The organism is Staphylococcus sp. HMSC070D05 (assembly GCF_001815595.1).
GTDB lineage: Bacteria > Bacillota > Bacilli > Staphylococcales > Staphylococcaceae > Staphylococcus > Staphylococcus hominis.
Map to the genome: position 1 here is coordinate 10,349 of NZ_KV821111.1, position 19,331 is coordinate 29,679.

At 29.8% G+C, this 19,331-nt stretch carries 18 protein-coding genes and 4 tRNA genes; 1 reads left to right on the top strand and 21 read right to left on the bottom strand.

Features of this window, described 5'->3' with window-relative positions:
- Positions 1-119 precede the first annotated feature (119 nt).
- From yhaM to HMPREF3046_RS04850, 8 genes are all read right to left on the bottom strand, one after another.
- Positions 120-1,061, bottom strand: coding sequence for a 3'-5' exoribonuclease YhaM (yhaM, locus tag HMPREF3046_RS04815; RefSeq protein ID WP_070716975.1), 942 nt, complete (start codon positions 1,059-1,061; stop codon positions 120-122).
- Positions 1,058-3,994 carry an ATP-binding protein gene (locus HMPREF3046_RS04820; protein WP_070716979.1) on the bottom strand — a complete coding sequence of 979 codons (2,937 nt, stop codon included), beginning with the start codon at positions 3,992-3,994 and terminating at the stop codon, positions 1,058-1,060. The genes yhaM and HMPREF3046_RS04820 overlap by 4 nt, the downstream gene beginning before the upstream one ends.
- Positions 3,984-5,180, bottom strand: a complete 1,197-nt coding sequence (locus HMPREF3046_RS04825) for a metallophosphoesterase family protein (protein WP_070716983.1) — start codon at positions 5,178-5,180, stop codon at positions 3,984-3,986. Before HMPREF3046_RS04825 ends, HMPREF3046_RS04820 begins: the two co-directional genes overlap by 11 nt.
- A gap of 150 nt (positions 5,181-5,330) precedes the next feature.
- Positions 5,331-5,675, bottom strand: a complete 345-nt coding sequence (locus tag HMPREF3046_RS04830; protein ID WP_070716986.1) for a YlbF/YmcA family competence regulator — start codon at positions 5,673-5,675, stop codon at positions 5,331-5,333.
- Positions 5,676-5,746: 71 nt separating this feature from the next.
- Positions 5,747-6,877: a DUF445 domain-containing protein gene (locus HMPREF3046_RS04835; protein ID WP_070716990.1), complete on the bottom strand. Its 1,131-nt coding sequence runs from the start codon at positions 6,875-6,877 to the stop codon at positions 5,747-5,749.
- A 220-nt stretch (positions 6,878-7,097) separates the two neighbouring features.
- The gene (locus tag HMPREF3046_RS04840; RefSeq protein WP_002449642.1) at positions 7,098-7,562 is read right to left on the bottom strand and encodes an XRE family transcriptional regulator XdrA; all 465 of its coding nucleotides are present in this window, start codon (positions 7,560-7,562) and stop codon (positions 7,098-7,100) included.
- A gap of 249 nt (positions 7,563-7,811) precedes the next feature.
- The gene (locus HMPREF3046_RS04845) at positions 7,812-8,435 is read right to left on the bottom strand and encodes a response regulator (RefSeq protein ID WP_070716994.1); all 624 of its coding nucleotides are present in this window, start codon (positions 8,433-8,435) and stop codon (positions 7,812-7,814) included.
- A 14-nt stretch (positions 8,436-8,449) separates the two neighbouring features.
- On the bottom strand, positions 8,450-9,559 hold the full coding sequence (locus HMPREF3046_RS04850; protein ID WP_070716997.1) for a GAF domain-containing sensor histidine kinase: 1,110 nt from the start codon (positions 9,557-9,559) through the stop codon (positions 8,450-8,452).
- 137 nt (positions 9,560-9,696) lie between these two features.
- Here HMPREF3046_RS04850 and HMPREF3046_RS04855 point away from each other — a divergent pair, with 137 nt between their 5' ends.
- Positions 9,697-10,521: an RluA family pseudouridine synthase gene (locus tag HMPREF3046_RS04855; protein WP_070717000.1), complete on the top strand. Its 825-nt coding sequence runs from the start codon at positions 9,697-9,699 to the stop codon at positions 10,519-10,521.
- 78 nt (positions 10,522-10,599) lie between these two features.
- On the opposite strand, the gene fumC is transcribed toward HMPREF3046_RS04855, so the two are convergent.
- From fumC to HMPREF3046_RS04915, 13 genes are all read right to left on the bottom strand, one after another.
- Positions 10,600-11,985: a class II fumarate hydratase gene (gene fumC, locus HMPREF3046_RS04860; protein WP_070717004.1), complete on the bottom strand. Its 1,386-nt coding sequence runs from the start codon at positions 11,983-11,985 to the stop codon at positions 10,600-10,602.
- Between the two features lie 138 nt (positions 11,986-12,123).
- Entirely contained in the window at positions 12,124-12,516 is a 393-nt protein-coding gene (locus tag HMPREF3046_RS04865) for a hypothetical protein (protein ID WP_070717027.1), read from the bottom strand.
- 110 nt (positions 12,517-12,626) lie between these two features.
- Positions 12,627-12,800 (bottom strand): SAS053 family DNA gyrase inhibitor, encoded by a 174-nt coding sequence (locus HMPREF3046_RS11315; protein ID WP_256278216.1) that lies wholly within the window; start codon positions 12,798-12,800, stop codon positions 12,627-12,629.
- A gap of 22 nt (positions 12,801-12,822) precedes the next feature.
- A complete protein-coding gene (locus HMPREF3046_RS04870; protein WP_070717008.1) occupies positions 12,823-13,422 on the bottom strand; it encodes a 6-phosphogluconolactonase in 600 nt (199 codons plus the stop codon).
- Positions 13,423-13,580: 158 nt separating this feature from the next.
- On the bottom strand, positions 13,581-14,051 hold the full coding sequence (gene trmL, locus HMPREF3046_RS04875; protein WP_070717013.1) for a tRNA (uridine(34)/cytosine(34)/5-carboxymethylaminomethyluridine(34)-2'-O)-methyltransferase TrmL: 471 nt from the start codon (positions 14,049-14,051) through the stop codon (positions 13,581-13,583).
- A 1-nt stretch (position 14,052) separates the two neighbouring features.
- Complete coding sequence (gene queG / locus HMPREF3046_RS04880) at positions 14,053-15,174, bottom strand: tRNA epoxyqueuosine(34) reductase QueG (protein ID WP_070717015.1); 1,122 nt, start codon at positions 15,172-15,174, stop codon at positions 14,053-14,055.
- 261 nt (positions 15,175-15,435) lie between these two features.
- Entirely contained in the window at positions 15,436-16,158 is a 723-nt protein-coding gene (locus HMPREF3046_RS04885) for an amino acid ABC transporter ATP-binding protein (RefSeq protein WP_070717019.1), read from the bottom strand.
- Positions 16,151-17,605 carry an ABC transporter substrate-binding protein/permease gene (locus tag HMPREF3046_RS04890; protein WP_070717022.1) on the bottom strand — a complete coding sequence of 485 codons (1,455 nt, stop codon included), beginning with the start codon at positions 17,603-17,605 and terminating at the stop codon, positions 16,151-16,153. The genes HMPREF3046_RS04885 and HMPREF3046_RS04890 overlap by 8 nt, the downstream gene beginning before the upstream one ends.
- A 120-nt stretch (positions 17,606-17,725) precedes the next feature.
- Positions 17,726-18,784, bottom strand: coding sequence for a PTS sugar transporter subunit IIC (locus HMPREF3046_RS04895; protein ID WP_070717024.1), 1,059 nt, complete (start codon positions 18,782-18,784; stop codon positions 17,726-17,728).
- 137 nt (positions 18,785-18,921) lie between these two features.
- Positions 18,922-19,005, bottom strand: a tRNA-Leu gene (locus HMPREF3046_RS04900).
- Between the two features lie 41 nt (positions 19,006-19,046).
- Positions 19,047-19,121: transfer RNA gene (locus HMPREF3046_RS04905), tRNA-Gly, on the bottom strand.
- A gap of 14 nt (positions 19,122-19,135) precedes the next feature.
- Positions 19,136-19,209: transfer RNA gene (locus HMPREF3046_RS04910), tRNA-Gly, on the bottom strand.
- An 8-nt stretch (positions 19,210-19,217) separates the two neighbouring features.
- Positions 19,218-19,291: transfer RNA gene (locus tag HMPREF3046_RS04915), tRNA-Cys, on the bottom strand.
- Positions 19,292-19,331 lie beyond the last annotated feature (40 nt).

The following is a 19,331-nucleotide window of genomic DNA, read 5'->3' on the forward strand; positions in this document are numbered from 1 at the left end:
AACATAGAGACTTTTATAAACAAAGTCAACGGCCCAAAGAAAGTTGAAGCTCAGGAGCCAAGTGAGACGGACGAATTCAAAATAAATTCTATCTCATTCTTCTTTTTCATCTATTTAAATTAATCTAATTTCTCTGGATTATAAAACTGACGATTATCCATACCGAATATTCTTTCAGTAAATTGCCCTTTTTCTGTTTTCTTAAATGCTTTATCGAACATATTCATTTTTGCATCAATGTTGTCAATAAAGAATAAAATTTCTGCTTCTTTTAGATGTGGCAATTTAGGAGAACCAAACTCCATTTTTCCATGGTGAGCTAAAATCATATGTCGCAATAACATGACTTCTTCACTGTCAATGCCAAGTTCTTTTGCCGCCTCAGCAACTTCATCACTTGCTATTGAAATATGTCCAAGCAAATTACCTTCTACCGTATATGTTGTTGCAACTGGTCCACTTAATTCTCTTACTTTACCAATATCATGTAACATAATCGCGCTATATAACAAACTTCTATTTAATAATGGATAGATATCACACAATGATTTTGCAATTTTTAACATTGTTAATACATGATAACTTAATCCTCCTGCAAAGTTATGATGATGTGAACTGGCTGCAGGATAAGTAAAGAATTTATCTTGATATTTTTTTAATAAATGACGCGTAATACGTTGTAAATGTGCATTTTCAATTTCTAAGATAAAATGTGATAATTCATCTTGAATTTCGTTAGGTGAAAGTGGTGCACCATCTACAAAGTCTTGTGTTGTCACTCCATCTTCTGCTGTTGCTAATCGAAATTGATTGACTTTCATTTGTTTACGGCCACGATAGTTAATAACATCCCCTTTTACCCATACAATGATTTCTGGTTTAAGGATTTTCATATCATCTTTTGTGACAGTCCATAGTTTAGCTTCAATATCTCCACTTTTATCTTGAAGATATAATGTCATATAGTCTTTACCTTGTGCTGTTACACCTTGTGTTGCTCTGTGGATTAAGAAAAAATTCTCAACCGAATCACCAGGATTTAATTTTTCTACGTTTCTCATCGTTTACCGCCTTCCTCATTTTTATTTAATATCAGCATTTCTCGAGAAGGAATCGTAGTATCTTTTGTACAAGTAAAGTACAATACTTGATATTCTTGAGATAATTCTCTTAAATAGTTTAACATCATTGATTTTCTTTGTTGATCAAAATGTACGAATGCATCATCAATAATAATTGGGAATGGATAATATGGTTTCAACACCTTAATTAAACTAAGTCTCAATGAAATATATAGCAACTCTTTCGTTGATTGACTTAATTCAAGTGGATGATACATTTGTCCATTTCGATGTTTAACTTTAATTGAATCATTTTCATAAGTAATTAGATTATATTTACCATCAGTTAATGTTTTGAAAATGTTAATGGCTTCATCTATCACATAGGGTAGTCGTTTATCTTTAATTTGTTTAATGTGCTCATTAATTAGTGTCTCAAGATAACTTAGGCTCGCCCAATCTTTAGCAATATCATTCATTCTATTTTTTAAATTATAATATTGATGACGCAATTGAGATAGTGTTTTATCTGTTTCCATTTGATGAATACGTGCAGAAAGGTCACTCACTTCAGTTTGTTTCTCCAAATATTTATCATTATAATCGTCAACTTGTTGAGCTAACATTTGATCTTCTTCTTCTAATTGAGCAGTTGTTTTTTCACTTAAAACAGAACTATCTTCATAAGAGAATTCATGATTATTTAAATAGGTAGATAAATCATTGAATCGTGATAGTTGTTGTTGATAACGTTGATAAGCTTCGTAATGTTGATAATATTGTTCTTCATTTTGAACTTCGATATATTTAAACAACTCATTTATAGTTGTTTTATTTTCATCCAAACGACTTTCTAACTGTTTTAATTCTTTACTTAATAAGGTTAATTGATTTTGTAATCGCGTTTTCTTTTCTTTTTTACTTTCATACTGAGAAATCCAACGTTTCAAATCATTAAATAATGAAATTTTATTAAACTCGTCAAAACTATCTTTAGTAACATCCTGAGCATGATCATAGAAGTTTATTAAATTTTGATTTAACTCTAAGTTCTCTAATAATATTTTATTAAGTTGTTTATCATTAGCTTTAAGTTGATTCATTGTTTTCAAACTATCTACTAAACGTTCATCTGACATTCTATCTGATACTTTAATGTCTTGTTTAACTTCAGAAATATCCTGTGTTAATGACTCAATTGAAGACTGCATATCCGATAAAATCGAATGTTGATGGTTAAGTTTATTAGAAAGTACTGTTTTAGTATTATTAGCATTATTCCAACGTTCACGTAATTGGTACTGATCATCTAGATTAAAATCTAAATCGTATTTATCTTCAAGTGTTTTAAGTTGCTGTTCTAAATCACTAATTTCACCACTGATTGTTTCACTATAATCAATATCTTTGTTTTTACTGAAGAATAAACCAACTAAAAATATTACAGTAAGAATTGTAAAGATAATACCAAAAGTAATACTAGTTGTAATAAATGCAAAAATAGTTAAACCAGCACTTATCAAAGCCAAAATAATGAAACTTATTTTCAACCATTGATATCGCTTTTGCTTTCTCTCTTTTTCTGATTCAAAAGATGCTTTTAATTTTGAATATAAATTTTCTTTTTCATGCAATTCTATTTTTTGCTGATTATATTCTTTTTTCTTTTCAATTGCTGTTTCAGAAACGAGTTCACTTTCTAATGACTTAATTTCTTTTTCAATTTCTTTTTGTTCAATATTATGCTCATCAATCGTACGTTCAACTTGTTGCTTTTGATTTAATTGATGATTACGATTTTTAATTTTTTCACTTATATAATCTTTCATTGTTTCAGAAGTATCTACTTCATGATGCACTTCATTCCAACCGATACCATCTTTTAATGTTTGCTGAGAATGTTCGAAAGTTTCTATTTCCTTTTTTAAAGCCTTAGCTTTTAATTCAGATTGCTTGATATCACTTTCTTGTTGATAAAGATGATACATATTACTTACAGTTCTATCATTAGGCATCTGAATTAAATTAAATTCTTTTTCTAGTTGTCTTATCTTCTCATCCCTTAATCCTATATCTCGATCAAGTGATTGTTTATATTTTAATGCAGTTTCATATCGTTCAATACCTTGTTCTGGGAACTTCAAAGGTTCGATATTTAAATGATGCTCAAGTGATTTCCATTCTTGCGCATGAGCATGAAGTCCTAACTGCTTTTGCTTATTTTCATGCATTTTTGATAATTGCTTAAGATTTTCTTTTAAATGAGAAAGATGGCGTTCTGATTTATCTTTTTCATCTATAAGACGTTGATATTCGTCTAATTTGGTTTCTTCATCTCTTATTTGTGCTTCTAATTGTTTTAGTTCTTCAATTTGTTGATTTAGAATTGGGTTCTTTCCAGCTTTTTTATAAAGTGTAGTCTTTTTCTGATTAACAATTTGCCCCATAGATGTAAATTCAGAAGATCCTAAAGCACCAGCTTCTAATAAATAGCTTTGTAATTGTTGTTCGTCTAAGTTTCGATGAATATCTTGTAAACCAAGTACATTAAATGAAAATATTCCTTGATATGTCTTTTTTGAAATATAGTTTAATTTCTTCTTAAGCCATGCTTCATCTCTTATCAATCCATTTTCTAAATAAACTTTTACATCACCTTGAACACTGCCTTTTACACGCTCAACTTCAATTTCAGATTTGTCGTCTAAAATAAGTGTTAGCTTGCCTCCATACTGATTTCCCAATCTAGGTTCTAAACGCGGTTCTTTTTCTTTCGTTGTGGGAAAACCAAATAGAATTGAGTGAATAAAAGATTGTATGGTTGATTTACCTGCTTCGTTTTCCCCATAAATTTCAGTAAAGTTCTGATTTAATTCAATCTTACGTTGTACGAATTGACCATAACCATATATTTCAAGTGATTTAATAATCAATTTCTTCACCTCTCATATCTGCTTTCAATATTCTCTCAGCTCGATGAATGAGTTTTGCCTTATTGAAAGTGGTGTAGTCTTCTAAATATTTTGAAGCTCTTGGATTTAAATATAAATCTGTTATTGCCTCTTCAAACACTTTGTCATCATTTATGAGTTCTTTAGAAAATTCATTTATAAGAGGTGTTTCTTCATTCTGTATATAATTAAGAATAATATCTTCAATGACAACAAAATCATATTCATTTTCTTCATATTCACTAATCATTTCTCTTATTTGAAGAATATCTTGTGTTGATAACATTTTGTCATTATCTATATTAATCGTCAATCTATAAAATGCTTTACCTTGTTCACGAACTTGTGTCTTAAACTTTTGAATTTCCTCATAGATACCTTGTTTTGAAATTTTATCAGTCTTAATTGTAGCTTCTTCAAAACGTATAAACTGAGTTGGGATAAAAGTTGTTTCAAGATGTAGATGATCCCCTTCTACAAGCAAACAACCTTTACTTCCTAATTCACCAAAGTGGCGTCCTTGAATATTACCTGAATAATGAATAGGCGGCATGTCACTTAGTTCTTGACGTTGATGAATATGACCGAGTGCCCAATAATGATACAGTTTATGATTAAGATCTTCTAACATAAATTCAGTATACCGCTGTGTTATTTTAGATTTACTATAAGTTCCATGAAGCATTCCTATATGTATACCATTACTTCCTTGACTAGATGGATATTCATCAATTTTATTTTCATAACTTGTATTGTTTTGATAACTAAAACCATGAATATAAATTTGTTCTCCAGCTTTGGTAATCGCTTGATAGGTTTCAACACGATTTGAAAATACTGATACATTATTAGGCCAATCATCTGTAATTCTAGTTGTTAAAGGATCATGATTACCATGACATACGTATACAAATATTTGTTCTTTTTCTAGACGTTTAAATTGCTCTTTTAAAAAAATTTCAGCACGTAGTGTACGGTTTTCACTATCAAATAAATCACCTACAATTAACATAAAATCAACATCTTCTTTTAATGCTACATCTACAATTTTTTTAAAGCTCTCATAGGCACTTTTTTGTACATCTTCAAAAATACGTGTCGATAATTGTTGTTTAGATTTAAAAGGGCTATCAAGATGCAAATCTGCACAGTGAATAAATTTAACCATTAATTTAAGCTCCTTAATTGTTTGATAAGGTATCTTTATGTATTACTATATTTTATCATATCTTATGAATATGGGTCGATGAACTTTGACATAAAAAAACTACGCGATTTTATGAAAAAATCGCGTAGTGTCCATTACTTAAATTATTAATTAGTCAACGTAAATTTCGTCTAAAGGTTTTACAATAATTTGATTAATTTCTTGGAAAACTTGACTCATTTTTTGTTCTGCTTGCATTAATTGTGAAATATTTTCATCTTTTTCAATAGCTTGAGCTTGTTCTTGAGCTTTAGCTAATTCCTCTTCAGGAATTTCTTGACCTTGCATTTGTTGTTGTTGGAATTTCATTTGAGTTTCGCGGAATTCATCGAATAATTTTTTAGATTCTTCATTTTCTTTAACTTTAGCAAAAGCATCTTTAATAGCTTTGTATTCATCACTATCTCTTAATGCTTGTTCTAGTTGATTTGCATGATCATATAAATTTACTGCCATTTTAAATTGCACTCCTTCGTGTAATAATGATATTTTGACAACTCTTTAATACCATAACATATTATGATTAGTTATACAAAAATTGCGATTAAACCTTGGAAAAGACCAATAATACCACCTAAAATAAATCCTAATAAGGTAATTAATTTTAATTCTTTATTAGCAATTTCAATAATCAACTTTTCAATGTAATCTAAATCAAATGTATTGATTTGACCTTCTACTAATTTACGTAGATTAATTTTTTGCATTATAGTTGAGAGATGTTTAGAGGCTTGACTAATAATAAGTTGTGTAACTTTATCTGATAACGTTGTCTCTATATATTGCATTAATCTTGGTGATAGTTGATTAAGCGGTTTATCTATTTTTTCATTTAAATTTAAATATGACATAATAAGTAATGTAACTGAGTCTGATAGTTTTGAAAATTGAGCCTCATCAATAATTTTCTTAAGTGGTTGTCGTTTTAGCGTTTCATATTCATTATCAATCACTTGGTTTACAATACGTTTTGCTTTAGGATGATTGGTTAAACGAATCAATTCATGTTGTATTCTATCTGCTATACTTTCTTTTGTCATAAACATTTGTAGTAATCCAACGATTTTACCTTTTTCATTAAAAAATGTATCAAGCATGTCATAAATATCACGAGCGCCTTTATCAGATGACAAATAAACACGTGCTCTTTCGCATAATAAATCTCCTAATGACTCAACTTTCTTATCAATCATTCGCTTAGTTTCTTTTGGTAGTAAGTTAATCACTTCTTCATTTCGATGATCATTATAAAAAACTAATAGCTTGTGTGAAATTGTATCTTCTAATTTCTCATTGATTAAGTCATCTATTTTAACATCAAACTTCTCAGCGAAGTATCGAATTGTAGCTTGATCACTTTTTAATTTCGCTATTTGCTCTTTAACTAATTCATTAATCGTTTCTTTAGTGTTTGTTTCATTTAGTTTGTTGTGAATCAATGTTTCTGTAATGAGATGTTCTTCAATCACTTGTCCTATCTTTGTAGCTATTTCATCTCTTCTTTTAGGTATTAAACCAGGTGTAAATGGGATTCGCATATTAAATATATAATGAGCTTTATAGGGATGAAACAACATTCTAATAGCTATAACATTTGTGACACCGCCAATGATTGCTCCTATTACTATCATAAAGATGACCACTAATACTGCTTGCATTTAAATAACTCCTTAATTTTTATATAAGCAATAGCAAAATTATACCATGACAAATATAAACTTCATAACTTAATTGTTTAACGTACATTTTTATTTACAAATTTTTGAAATAAAAAAATAATGAATTCATCGCAAAATGACAGTGAATTCATTATTAATTAAAGATAGTGATTCAGTTGAAGGTCAACTCTTCTATCACAATATCTTATTTATATTAAAATTAAACGTGCATTAATTCTTCTTTAGCATTTCTATTAAAGTAAGTTTCTGCTTCTCTTAATTTAGATGTTCCAAAAATAGGTTGTTTTTCAGGGTTAAGCACTCTGTAGATATTACTTACTTTATTACTTTGTAAAATAAATCCATTGCGAGTTTCCATTGTATTCCAATAAATATCACTTGTTGTGGAATGATTAGGATATGCACAATGATTTCTTGAAATTGTTTGTACAATTTCTAATGGATCACAACCAAATGTGTTATTTAAAACATCTGAATCTCTAAATAAAGCACAAATTGATACACAAGTTGTCCAGTTTGGTAATACACGTTCTTTCTCGATTTGAACAAGTGTTTTTTTAGAAAGACCTATTGTTTGTGCCATAGTATCTTGTGTGTATCCTGCTTCAATACGCACCATTTTAAATTTTGTTTGAATTAAATCAGTAAAACTCTGTCTATCCATTACTCTTCTCTACCTTTCTAATAGGAGTTATTTTATCCGGACGCAAGAAATTGCAATAATACACATTTCTTGAAACACAAATTACATCTTAATATATTTTCAATAAAATGAAAAGAGAAATTTTTGTTTTTACGTATAATTTTATAAATGGCAAAATTATCAAAATAATTAAACTAATAAAATAAATCATTTATCTATGATTATCCCATTTTAAAAATGTCGTTTTTATTTCTAATAGGCCTATTTAATTTATATTAATTTATTTTCAATAGCATATATAGCAGCTTGTGTACGATCTGAAACTTGCAATTTATTAAATATATGACTGACATGTGTTTTAACTGTTTTCTCAGATACAAATAAACTTTTTGCAATATCTTTATTTGTCTTACCTTTCACCATTTCTTTTAATACTTCCATCTCTCTTTTAGATAATTTATTATTAAAGTGTGGTTTTTCATGCATTGCATCAATTACATTTTTAGCTTTTGGATGTATTATTTTCTCATCATTTAATACTTTAGTAATAGTAGCAATCAGCTTTTGTGGTTCAACATCTTTAATTTCATAACCATCAGCGCCTTCATTAATGGCAGACATAACATATTCATTATCCACATAACTTGTAAGCACTAACACTTTTATGTAAGGATAATATTTTTTTATATAATGCGTCACTTCAATACCATTCATATTGGGCATAACTAAATCTAATAGTACTAAATCAGGAATATTATTCTCATTTAAATATTCAATAAATGATTCACCATCTGAAAAACTTGCTTGTATATCTAAACCCTCAACTGTTGAAATTAGAAATTCTAGTCCTTGTCTAACGATGTGATGATCATCGATTAAAACGATACTTGCCAAATTTATCACCTACTTTAAATTGGGATATTAAGAAAAATAGTTGTTCCCATTTGTTTATCTGATTGTATGTTAAGTTCTCCGTATAAACTATGAATACGTTGTTTTATATTTTTTAGACCATGCGTTGTTCGATTTAAGTCATCACTCACATTAAATCCTATTCCATCATCATGAATTTTAATATATAATTGATGTTCATTTTGTTGAATGTTAATAGATACATGATTCGTTTGTGCATGTTTCTTCGTATTATTTAGAGCTTCTTGAATCATTCGATACACATTTTCTTCAACTAAATTGGATAATTTTATCAACCCTCTTACTTCGATGTTTAATTTTAAATCTAACATATTCGCATAATGTTCAATTGCATTCACTAGCCCATGTTCTAAACCAATTGGCTTAAGTTGCCAAATTAACGCACGCATTTCATATACTGCGTTTTGACTTGTATCTTCAATCATCTTAAATGCTTTTTTAGCTGTTCTATCCTCTGTGATATCATGTGCAGCATGAGCGGTTAGTTTTAATGAAAAAAGCATTTGGTTAACTGAATCATGTAAGTCACGCGCTAGTCGATTTCGTTCACTTATTCGTGCTGCTTCTTTTTCTTGGTCTGTTAAATATATACGTTTAATTGCGGAGCCTATTTGTAAAGCTACTGATTCTAGTAACTCTAAATCATCTTGACTATATACTACAGTATGAGGTGTTGCGACATTTAATAATCCATACTGTTCATCTCCTGATCTAAGTGGTACTGTCGCATGATGCGTGATGAGATAATCATCTTTTTCACTTTCTTGGTTAGCTAAATTGATTCTTGAACAATTAATAATATTAGATGCTTTTGTTAAATTTTTATGATGATAAGCATTTACACACCAACACGTATCATTGTTTAAATACTTACAATTATTATTTTTTAATGAATGAGGTAAGTCAGTGCTAGCTACAAGTTCTTGTTCACCCTTTTTATTGATAAAAAAAATCCAACCTGTTGTAAAACTGCTACCATTGATTAAATAATCTAATGCTTTATTCATCATATTATATAATTCAGTTTCTTCATTAAGATATTCTGCAATTTCTTTTAATAATGCTAATCGTGTCGGTTTTTCCATATTTTCGCCCCATTTTGTTATTTTGCGTTTATTATTATATCGTTTATTTTTAAAATTTAAAAATAGACTAATGAAAACAATTATAATTATCATTGTAAATTATGATATGATTAAACAGAATATAATAGGAGGATATTATGAAATTCAATGTACCTGAAACTTTCAATAATGATACGTTACGTGAAATTTTTCAAAAGTTAAAACTACCAAAAAAAGATTTACACCAATTAAATATGTCTAAAGATATCACGATTAATCAACAACCTAGTAAATTGACAGATAAAGTTGTCACAAATGATGTTGTTTATATTCCTACCCCTGAAGAAAAAAGTAATTATTTACCAAGTTATCGTTACGCGCAGATTGCATATGAAGATGACGATTTAGCTATTGTAATGAAACCTAAAGGGGTTAAAACTCATCCAAATGATTTAAAAGAAAGTAATACACTAATGAATCATATTATCTATACTATGGATAGTGATTACGTTGAACCGATTCATCGTCTAGACCAAGAAACTGTTGGTTTATTAATTGTTGCTAAAAATCCTTTAATGAAAAAAATACTAGATAGAATGCTTGAAGAGAATCAAATTACACGTATTTATCGTGCAAATGTAAAAGCATTACTTCCTCTAAAACCCCAAACAATTGATATGCCAATCGGTAAAGATAAATTTCATCCTAATAAGCGTCGTATTTCTAATACCGGACAACGAGCTATCACTCATATCTTAACATCAAAAATGATTAAAGAAGGCGTTTGTCAATTGGAAATAAAATTAGATACAGGTCGTACCCATCAAATACGTGTACATTTAGCAGAAATTGGTCATCCTGTTATAGGTGATCCATTATATGGAGATGCTACCTTACGTCAATTAGAATTGAATAGTTATAAGATTGAATTCACTCACCCACTTACTCAAGAATTGATTTCTGTAAGTTTAGATGATGAATAAATTTTAAAAATGCTCCTTTTAGATAACGCAGATTAAAGCATTATCTTTAAAAGGAGCATTTCAATTGATAATGTTATTTTAATGAGGATCGACCATATCTTCTGGTTTAATCCATTTCTCGAATTGTTCTTCTGAAACGTAGCCAGAATTAATTGCAGATTCTTTAAGTGTTAAACCTTCTTTATGAGCTTTTTTAGCTATTTGAGCTGCTTTTTCATATCCAATATGGGGATTTAGTGCAGTTACAAGCATCAATGATTGATTTAAATATTGATTGATATTTTCTTCAATTGGTTCAATACCTATAGCACAATTTTTATTAAATGTTTCCATTCCATCAGCTAATAAGTAAATAGATTGCAATGTATTATGAAGAATCACAGGTTTAAATACATTAAGTTCAAAATTACCTTGAGAACTCGCTATCCCTACTGTCGTATCATTTCCTATCACTTGTACTACAACCATTGTTAGCATTTCACATTGTGTTGGATTAACTTTACCTGGCATAATTGATGACCCTGGTTCATTTTCTGGAATTGAAATTTCTGAAAGTCCGGCTCTAGGTCCTGAAGCAAGCCATCTTATATCATTTGCTATTTTCATTAAATCTGATGCCAATGCTTTTAGTGTTCCATGAAGTTGTACCACTTCATCATGTGAAGTTAAAGCATGAAATTTATTTTCAGATGAAACGAATGCATAGCCTGTATGTTCTGAGATATATTTAGCTACTTTATCTCCAAATTCTGGATGTGCATTAATTCCTGTTCCAACTGCTGTTCCACCAATAGCTAAATTTAAAATATGTTGTTTAGATTCACCCAATAATTGTTCACATTTATCTAGCATATAACGCCACCCACTGATTTCTTGTCCTAATCGAATTGGAGTGGCATCTTGTAAGTGAGTTCTACCAATTTTAATAATTGATTGATATTGGTTTTCTTTTTCTTTAAACGTGTCTCGTAAATGTTTTAAAGCAGGTTCTAATTTCGTTTCAATTTCATGGTATAAAGCAACATGCATAGCTGTTGGGAATGTATCATTCGAACTTTGAGATTTATTAACATCATCATTGGGATGAATCGATTCATCGCTATTATGTTCTTTTAAGTACTCATTAGCCACATAACTTACGACTTCGTTCACATTCATATTACTTTGAGTACCGCTTCCAGTTTGCCATACAACTAAAGGAAAATGACCATCAAGTTCTCCTTTTAAAATTAAGTCACAAGCATAAATGATAGCATCTTTCTTAGTATCACTTAATTTTCCTAATTCATGATTAGCAAGCGCGGCACCTCTTTTTAACTGAGCAAAACCATAAATCACTTCAATAGGCATATATTCTTTACCTACAGGAAAGTTACGCTTACTTCTTTCAGTTTGTGCGCCCCAATATTTATCAGATGGTACTTCAATTTCACCAAACGTATCATGTTCAATTCTTACAGACATTCAATAATCCCCCTTATTTATTATTTAGTAATAGTATATCATTAATAAAATTAATGTAGCAATTCGAATATAAAGCGGTTTCATTTATAAAAATAAAACACATGAAGTTGTATCACTTCACGTGTTCAGGAATAAATCTTATTCATATTTATATTTTACTGCTTTTACAACTGAAATAGCACTTATTATATACAAAATAGCGCCTATGACAAGCGTAACAGGACTTATCTTCACTAATGTACCTAAAACTCCACCTAAACTTCGATAAAAATCATTAAGTGTATATGCCAAGATGCCTGTTACAATTAATATACATATTACACTAATCATAATCCCTTTTTGATTACTCTTAATGAATGGATGAGCAGTTGCATTATCAATTAAATCTTTTGATAAATTCAATTGTAATTGAATCACTTTAAACAACACCGGTAGATAGAGTGCTCCTAGAGCAATGGGAAAACCTTTAATAGAAATTAAGCTAACAATGATTGTAATAATTGTTAAAGGTAGCCAATACTTATGTAACATATTTTTATCTCCTTCATTTTCATTAAAATATATTGTATCATAAGTTATATTACGTAAAAAAAGCATTTTAATTAATCTACCTAAACAATTAATTAAAATGCTAAAATATATTAATTTAAATCTGAACGAGTTTCTGAATCATGTGTTTGATTATATTTATTTTCATCATTTTCTTCAGAGATTTGTTCCATTTCTTTTCCTAATGCTTCTAAATCATCCATATTTTGAACCATTGCATTTTCGTCTTCATGATAATTACGTTTACTATCTTTACTCATAAAAATAACCTCACAATAAAATTAAATATTATGCAAATCTCGCTGTGAAGTAATCTTTAACATCTTCCGGTAATCCATCAGCAGCAGCTCTGTCTAAAACAACTGTTACCATACGATGTACTTTTAAATCAGCTGGTAAGAAGTTTGATTTGCCATTTTCTTCATATAATCGTTTGATAACTTCACTTTTTTCAGCACCCGTTACAACTAAGATAATTTCGCGTGCCTTCATCAAACCTTGACGAATATTAACATCTAAATGTCCAGAGTTATCAATTGAAACAACTTGTAAAGTCAGTTTACCTTTATTTTCTTTTGTTTTAATTTTATCATTGATTAATGATTCGGCATCATCATCAAGACTAATAGAGTATACTTGCTCAGAAGGTACACCTAAAGCTTCATAGAACGAATGATTATCATCATAATCAAGAATATTAATTTGACTAAAATCTACAGCGTTACGATCAACTGATTTTTTTAGTTCATCTAATACAGGTGCAGAATCCTTGTTTAAATGGAAACCAGCAATGGTAGTTGGGTTATTGTTAAATTGTTTTCTAATAATATCTCCAGCGTAATCTGCTGCATGTTGTTTATCTTCAAATACTTTAAAATTCATTGCCATAATAATTACACTCCTCTAAATGTAAAGTTCAACTAAAATAATTCATTTATTTACTAAATTACCCTATTTAAGGGGGTATCAAACTATTTTAAAATTTTTATAATAATTCATTAATAAATATAACATTTTTTATTCTATTATAGTAATAATTTTAAATTCTACTTTAATCCTGGGAAGTTTTGTTGTCGCAATGCTTCATAAATCAATAAAGCAGCAGTATTAGATAAATTTAAAGAGCGAATATGCTCACTCATAGGAATTCTTAAAGCAGTATCTGCATATTTCTCTTTTACCCAATCTGGTAAACCTGTTGTTTCTCTACCAAAGATAAAGTAATTTTCTATTTCAGTATTTGAAAAATCAAAATCACTATAAGTTTGTTTACCAAATTTAGTAAGTAAATAATATTTACCATTTGTCACTTCGAAAAATGATTCAATGTTTTCATGATAAGTGATATTAACATGTTCCCAATAATCTAATCCAGCTCGTTTTAGCATCTTGTCATCTGTACTAAAGCCTAATGGTTTAATTAAATGCAAGTGTGTATTGGTACCTGCGCACGTACGTGCGATATTTCCAGTGTTTGCAGGTATTTCTGGTTGGAATAACACAATATGGTTTGTCATTTTATTTCCTCATTTCTAGTCCTTTTCTCATTTCAACTTGAACTTCTTCAATCTCATTATCATAGTGCTCATAAATAAATGTTCTTGCATCATTGCCAAGTATTTGGCCAATAGCCCAATATGCTGTTCCTCTTATCATGGGTCTTGGATCATTCAATGCCACTTCCTTTAATTCAGGAATAGCCGCCTCTTCACCAAAATGTGCAAGTGCAATCATTGCATTCCGCTGTATAGGTTTCTTACCTCTCCATGCTCCTGCCAAATGGCCATAAGTATTTTTAAATTCTTTATTACTCATTTGTAACAATGGAACTAAACGTGGCTTTAATATTTCAGGTTCTAAAATAATATCTTCGTGGGTTGTATTAATCCTTCTATTTTTCGGACAAACTTGTTGACAAGTATCACAACCGTAAAGACGATTACCGATTTTATATCGATACTCATCTTTTAAATATCCTTTAGTTTGAGTTAAAAAGCTGATACATTTTTGAGAATTCAGTTGACCATTCCCTACTAAAGCGCCCGTTGGACATCTATCTACACAAATTGTACAATCCCCACAACTGTCTAATATAGGATCATCTGGTTCAAAAGGAATACTAACTAACATTTCTCCTAAATATGTCCAAGTTCCTAGTTTTGGATTAATAACAAATCCATTTCTACCAACGAATCCTAATCCTGCTCTTTCAGCTACAGCGCGATCTGAAAGTACTCCAGTGTCAACCATACTTTTTATTTCGACATCAGGAACCTTAGATTGAATAAATTCACTTAATTTATCTAATCTTTTTTTCATAATTGAATGATAATCTTGACCCCAAGAGGCTCTCGCAAACATTCCTCTTCTATCGCCTTTTACACTTTTTGGTGCTCCCTTTAGTTTATTTGGATAACCAACAGCAATAGCTATGATAGAACGCGCTGTGGGTAAAGATAATTTGGGCTCTGTTCTCAATGCAATATCTGACTCTTCAAAACCTGATGCATAACCTTTTTCATGATAATCTACTAACTTTTGTTTCAGTTCATCGAAAGGATCAGCGGTAGTAAAACCAATACTATCTATACCAATGGAATACGCATAGTCAATGATTTCCTGTTTAAGTTGATGGTTCATCAACACTCTTGCCTCCTATAAAAAAGTCCATAGAACATTTTAACATAATCTTAATTTTTTATGATATTAAATATTTTTATAAATAAAAAAGAATCTGAGATATACTTTGAAGTGTCTCAGATTCTTTAACTTTGAGAATTTCATAAAGAAAGTCTATGTTTATAATTCAGAATAAATACTATCTTCTTTTCTTAATTAACTTTTATTACTTTTTAGATATAAAACCTTATAAGTGTTTTATTAGTCTTCACATACAACATGCTATAATACTTTCGCCAAAAAGTTTTTAGTTCTTTCATGTTTGGGATGATTAAATAATTGATCAGGTGTTTCACTTTCAACGACATATCCATCTGCCATAAATATTACTTTATCACCAACATCTTTAGCAAAACCCATTTCATGAGTGACAACCACCATTGTCATACCCTCTTTAGCTAAATTTTTCATAACTTTAAGTACTTCATAAACAACTTCAGGATCAAGGGCTGATGTTGGCTCATCAAATAATATGACATCTGGATGCATAGCTAAAGCTCTTGCTATTGCTACTCTTTGTTTTTGCCCGCCAGAGAGTTGAGAAGGATATGCGTTAGCTTTCTCTTCAAGCCCTACTTTTTTTAGAAGTGCTTTACCTTCAATTTCTAGCTTTTTTAAATCAACTTTTTTTAACAACTTAGGTGCTAAAATGACATTTTCTAATACTGTTTTGTGAGGAAATAAATTGAAATTTTGAAATACCATTCCCATTTTTTGACGTAATTCATTTAAATTTATATTTTTATGTGTTAATTCTTTTCCTTCAAAAATCACTTTTCCATTTGATGGCGTTTCTAATAAATTCATACATCTTAATAATGTACTTTTACCACTTCCAGATGGCCCTATAATGGCTACAACTTCCCCTTTATTAACCTCTAAATTAATATCTTTGAGTACTTCATTTTTATTAAATGACTTATTTAAACTTTGAACTTTAATCACTGGCTTTCATTCTCCCTTCGATTAAACTCATACCTCTGGACAATGTAAATGTTAAAATAAAGTACATTATCGCAGCGATAATTAACGGTGTAAAAGGATCAAATGAAATACCTTGTACAACCTGAGCGTTAAACATAATTTCTCCTACTCCAATAGTAGAAACAATAGATGATTCTTTAATTAGTGTTACAAATTCATTACCTAACGCTGGTAAAATATTTTTAATTGCTTGGGGTAAAATGATATATCTCATTGTTTTAGAATAATTTAATCCTAAACATTGAGCTGCCTCTGTTTGTCCTTTATCAACAGCATTAATTCCAGCTCTAAATATTTCCGCAATATAAGCAGAAGAATTAATAACTAGTGCGATAGTACCACATACTAATGCTGAAACATCTAAACCTAGAACAGCTGTCGTTCCAAAGAAAACTAAAAATACTTGAACTAACATCGGTGTTCCTCTTAAAAATTCTATGTAAATAGAGACAATCCATGACAGCAATTTAAATTTACTCAATTTAGCTAAAGCAATTAAAGCTCCTAATACTGCCCCTAATACTACACCAATCATTGATATTAATATTGTATTTTTAAGTCCTTTGATGAAAAATGCACCATACTTATCAAAAAAACTACTATCGTCTTGCATATCTTTAGAAGCTTTGTCCATGTATTTGTTAATTAAATGTTGGTCATTTACTTCCTTAATAGATTTATTGACATTTTCTAAAAGAATAGGTGAATTTTTTGGCACAGCTATGACATTATCTTTCTTTTCTTCATTAAAATTCACATTAGCTATCATTAAGCTATTATTTTGTTTTACATATGCTTCAGCAACGGGTTTTTCTATTACCAACCCTTCTACCTTATTACTTTTAACTGCAAGAATAGCATCTGGTAGACGATTTAATGAACTAATGTCTGCATTCTCTATTTCTTGTTGAGCAATTTTTTCTTGTTCAGTCCCTTTTTGTGCCGCAACTTTTTTATTAGAAAAGTCTTTTAATGTATGAAATTTATTTTTATCGCTTTTTCTAATAAGCATTACATTGCCCGTTTTAGTATAAGAATCCGAGAAATCAACTTCTTTTTTTCTTTCTGGTGTTGAAGTCATACCAGAAATAATAACATCAATTTTTCCCGTTTTTAATGCACCGAGTAAACTATCAAATTGCATATTCACAATTTTTAATTTTAAGTGATTATCTTTAGCAATTTTTTTAGCTAAATCAATATCTATACCTGCGTATTCACTCTTACCTTTTACCGTCTTTTCAAATTCAAATGGTGCATAATCAGCTGATAATCCTACCCTTAATTCTCCACTTTCCTTAATTTTTTCCCATTTTGCATCTTGATCAGCGTGAGCCATAGGTTCTATATTTATAAAGGTCAAACTAATTAAGATTGCTATGATAATTGTTTTAAAAAAATATTTCATATAGCAACCTCCTATAACTTTTTAATTATTATACATAATAAAGAATTAATATGCAATATAAATTCCAAACAAAAAAAGCATCTATATTACTATAGATGCTTAAATACCATTAAAATAATGTTATTGATGCGTAATTTCAAATCTGTAAATAGTATCATTATATGATGATATAAACTTTTTGCATAATTCATGAATAATAAAAGCACTAATGAATGGAACAATAAAATAACCTAATGCTAATAGAATAATATTAAAGGTTGAATCACCTGGCATTCTATTAAACGCATTAATTGGACCAACTAATCCTGTATAACCAAATCCAGCTGATAATGGTGTTCCTTTTATACCAATGAAGTATGTTAACAAACCTGAAATAATACCATTAATGGTTAAAGGTACTGCAATAATTAAATGTTTTAAATAAACAGGAATCATCATCTTCGCAGCACCAATAAACAAAACTAAATTGATACCAATTGAATTGACACGTAAAGAACCAAAGAAAAAAGTAACGCATGCAGCAACAATTCCCATGTTTGCGGCACCACTACCTAATCCATTTAAACTAATAGCTGTAGCAATAGCAACTAAAGAAATTGGCGTAACCATTAATAGTGAAAATGTCACACTTATCAAAATAGACATAATTAAAGGATTAAATTCAGTAAATGAATTAATCATATGTCCTAAACTTTTTGTAATAATTTGTATATAGGGTAAAGTTGTTAATCCAATTAATCCGCTGACTACTGGAATAAATACAGGTAAAATAATCATTTCTAAAGAACCAAATTTTCCTTGTAATAATAAATATAAAGCACATGCGATAATAATAACTAAAATTACGTTTATAATATCGCCAATTCCTTTTAATGCAATACCATTTGAATTCATTTGTATAGCTCCAGAGCCTAACATTGCTGATATACCTATCATACTAGCCCCCGCACCACTAAATTTGAATTGATGTGCTGCCAGTATTCCAATAATAAATGCCATAAATGATTGAATAATTGTCACTAATTGAAAAACAAGTTCTAATATTGGATGTTGATCTTTAAATAATTTTAGTAGTTCTCCTAAAAGTGCATTAGGAAGTAATGCAATAACTACTCCTGCACCTACTGCATTAAGAATATTACTAAAAAAATATTTTAAGTTTATTCTAGTTCTACTCATAATAGCCTCCATTTTTAAATATTAGCTATATAATATTATATTATCCCATTTTATACAATATAAAATAAGTAGTTAAAAAATTATCAAAAAAAAGGATTAAGTAGAAGACTCTACTTAATCCCTTTAAATCCATTAAATACCGGCGGTCGGGGTCGAACCGACACTCCAATAAAGGAACGGGATTTTGAGTCCCGCGCGTCTGCCAATTCCGCCACGCCGGCTTAATATAGATAAATAAAAAACTTCCCTATGGAAGCAATTATGGAGCGGAAGATAGGACTTGCACCTATATCTTGTTCCGGGAAGGAACATATTCTAAAAATTGAACTACTCCCGCGTTATATCTAATTATGGAGCGGAAGATAGGACTTACACCTATATCTCATTCCGGGAAGGAATGTGTTCTAAAATTGAACTACTCCCGCATGGCACATGGAGGCGGCAACCGGATTTGAACCGGTGATAAAGGTTTTGCAGACCTCTGCCTTACCACTTGGCTATGCCGCCAATAAAAACTGGGCTAGCTGGATTCGAACCAGCGCGTGAC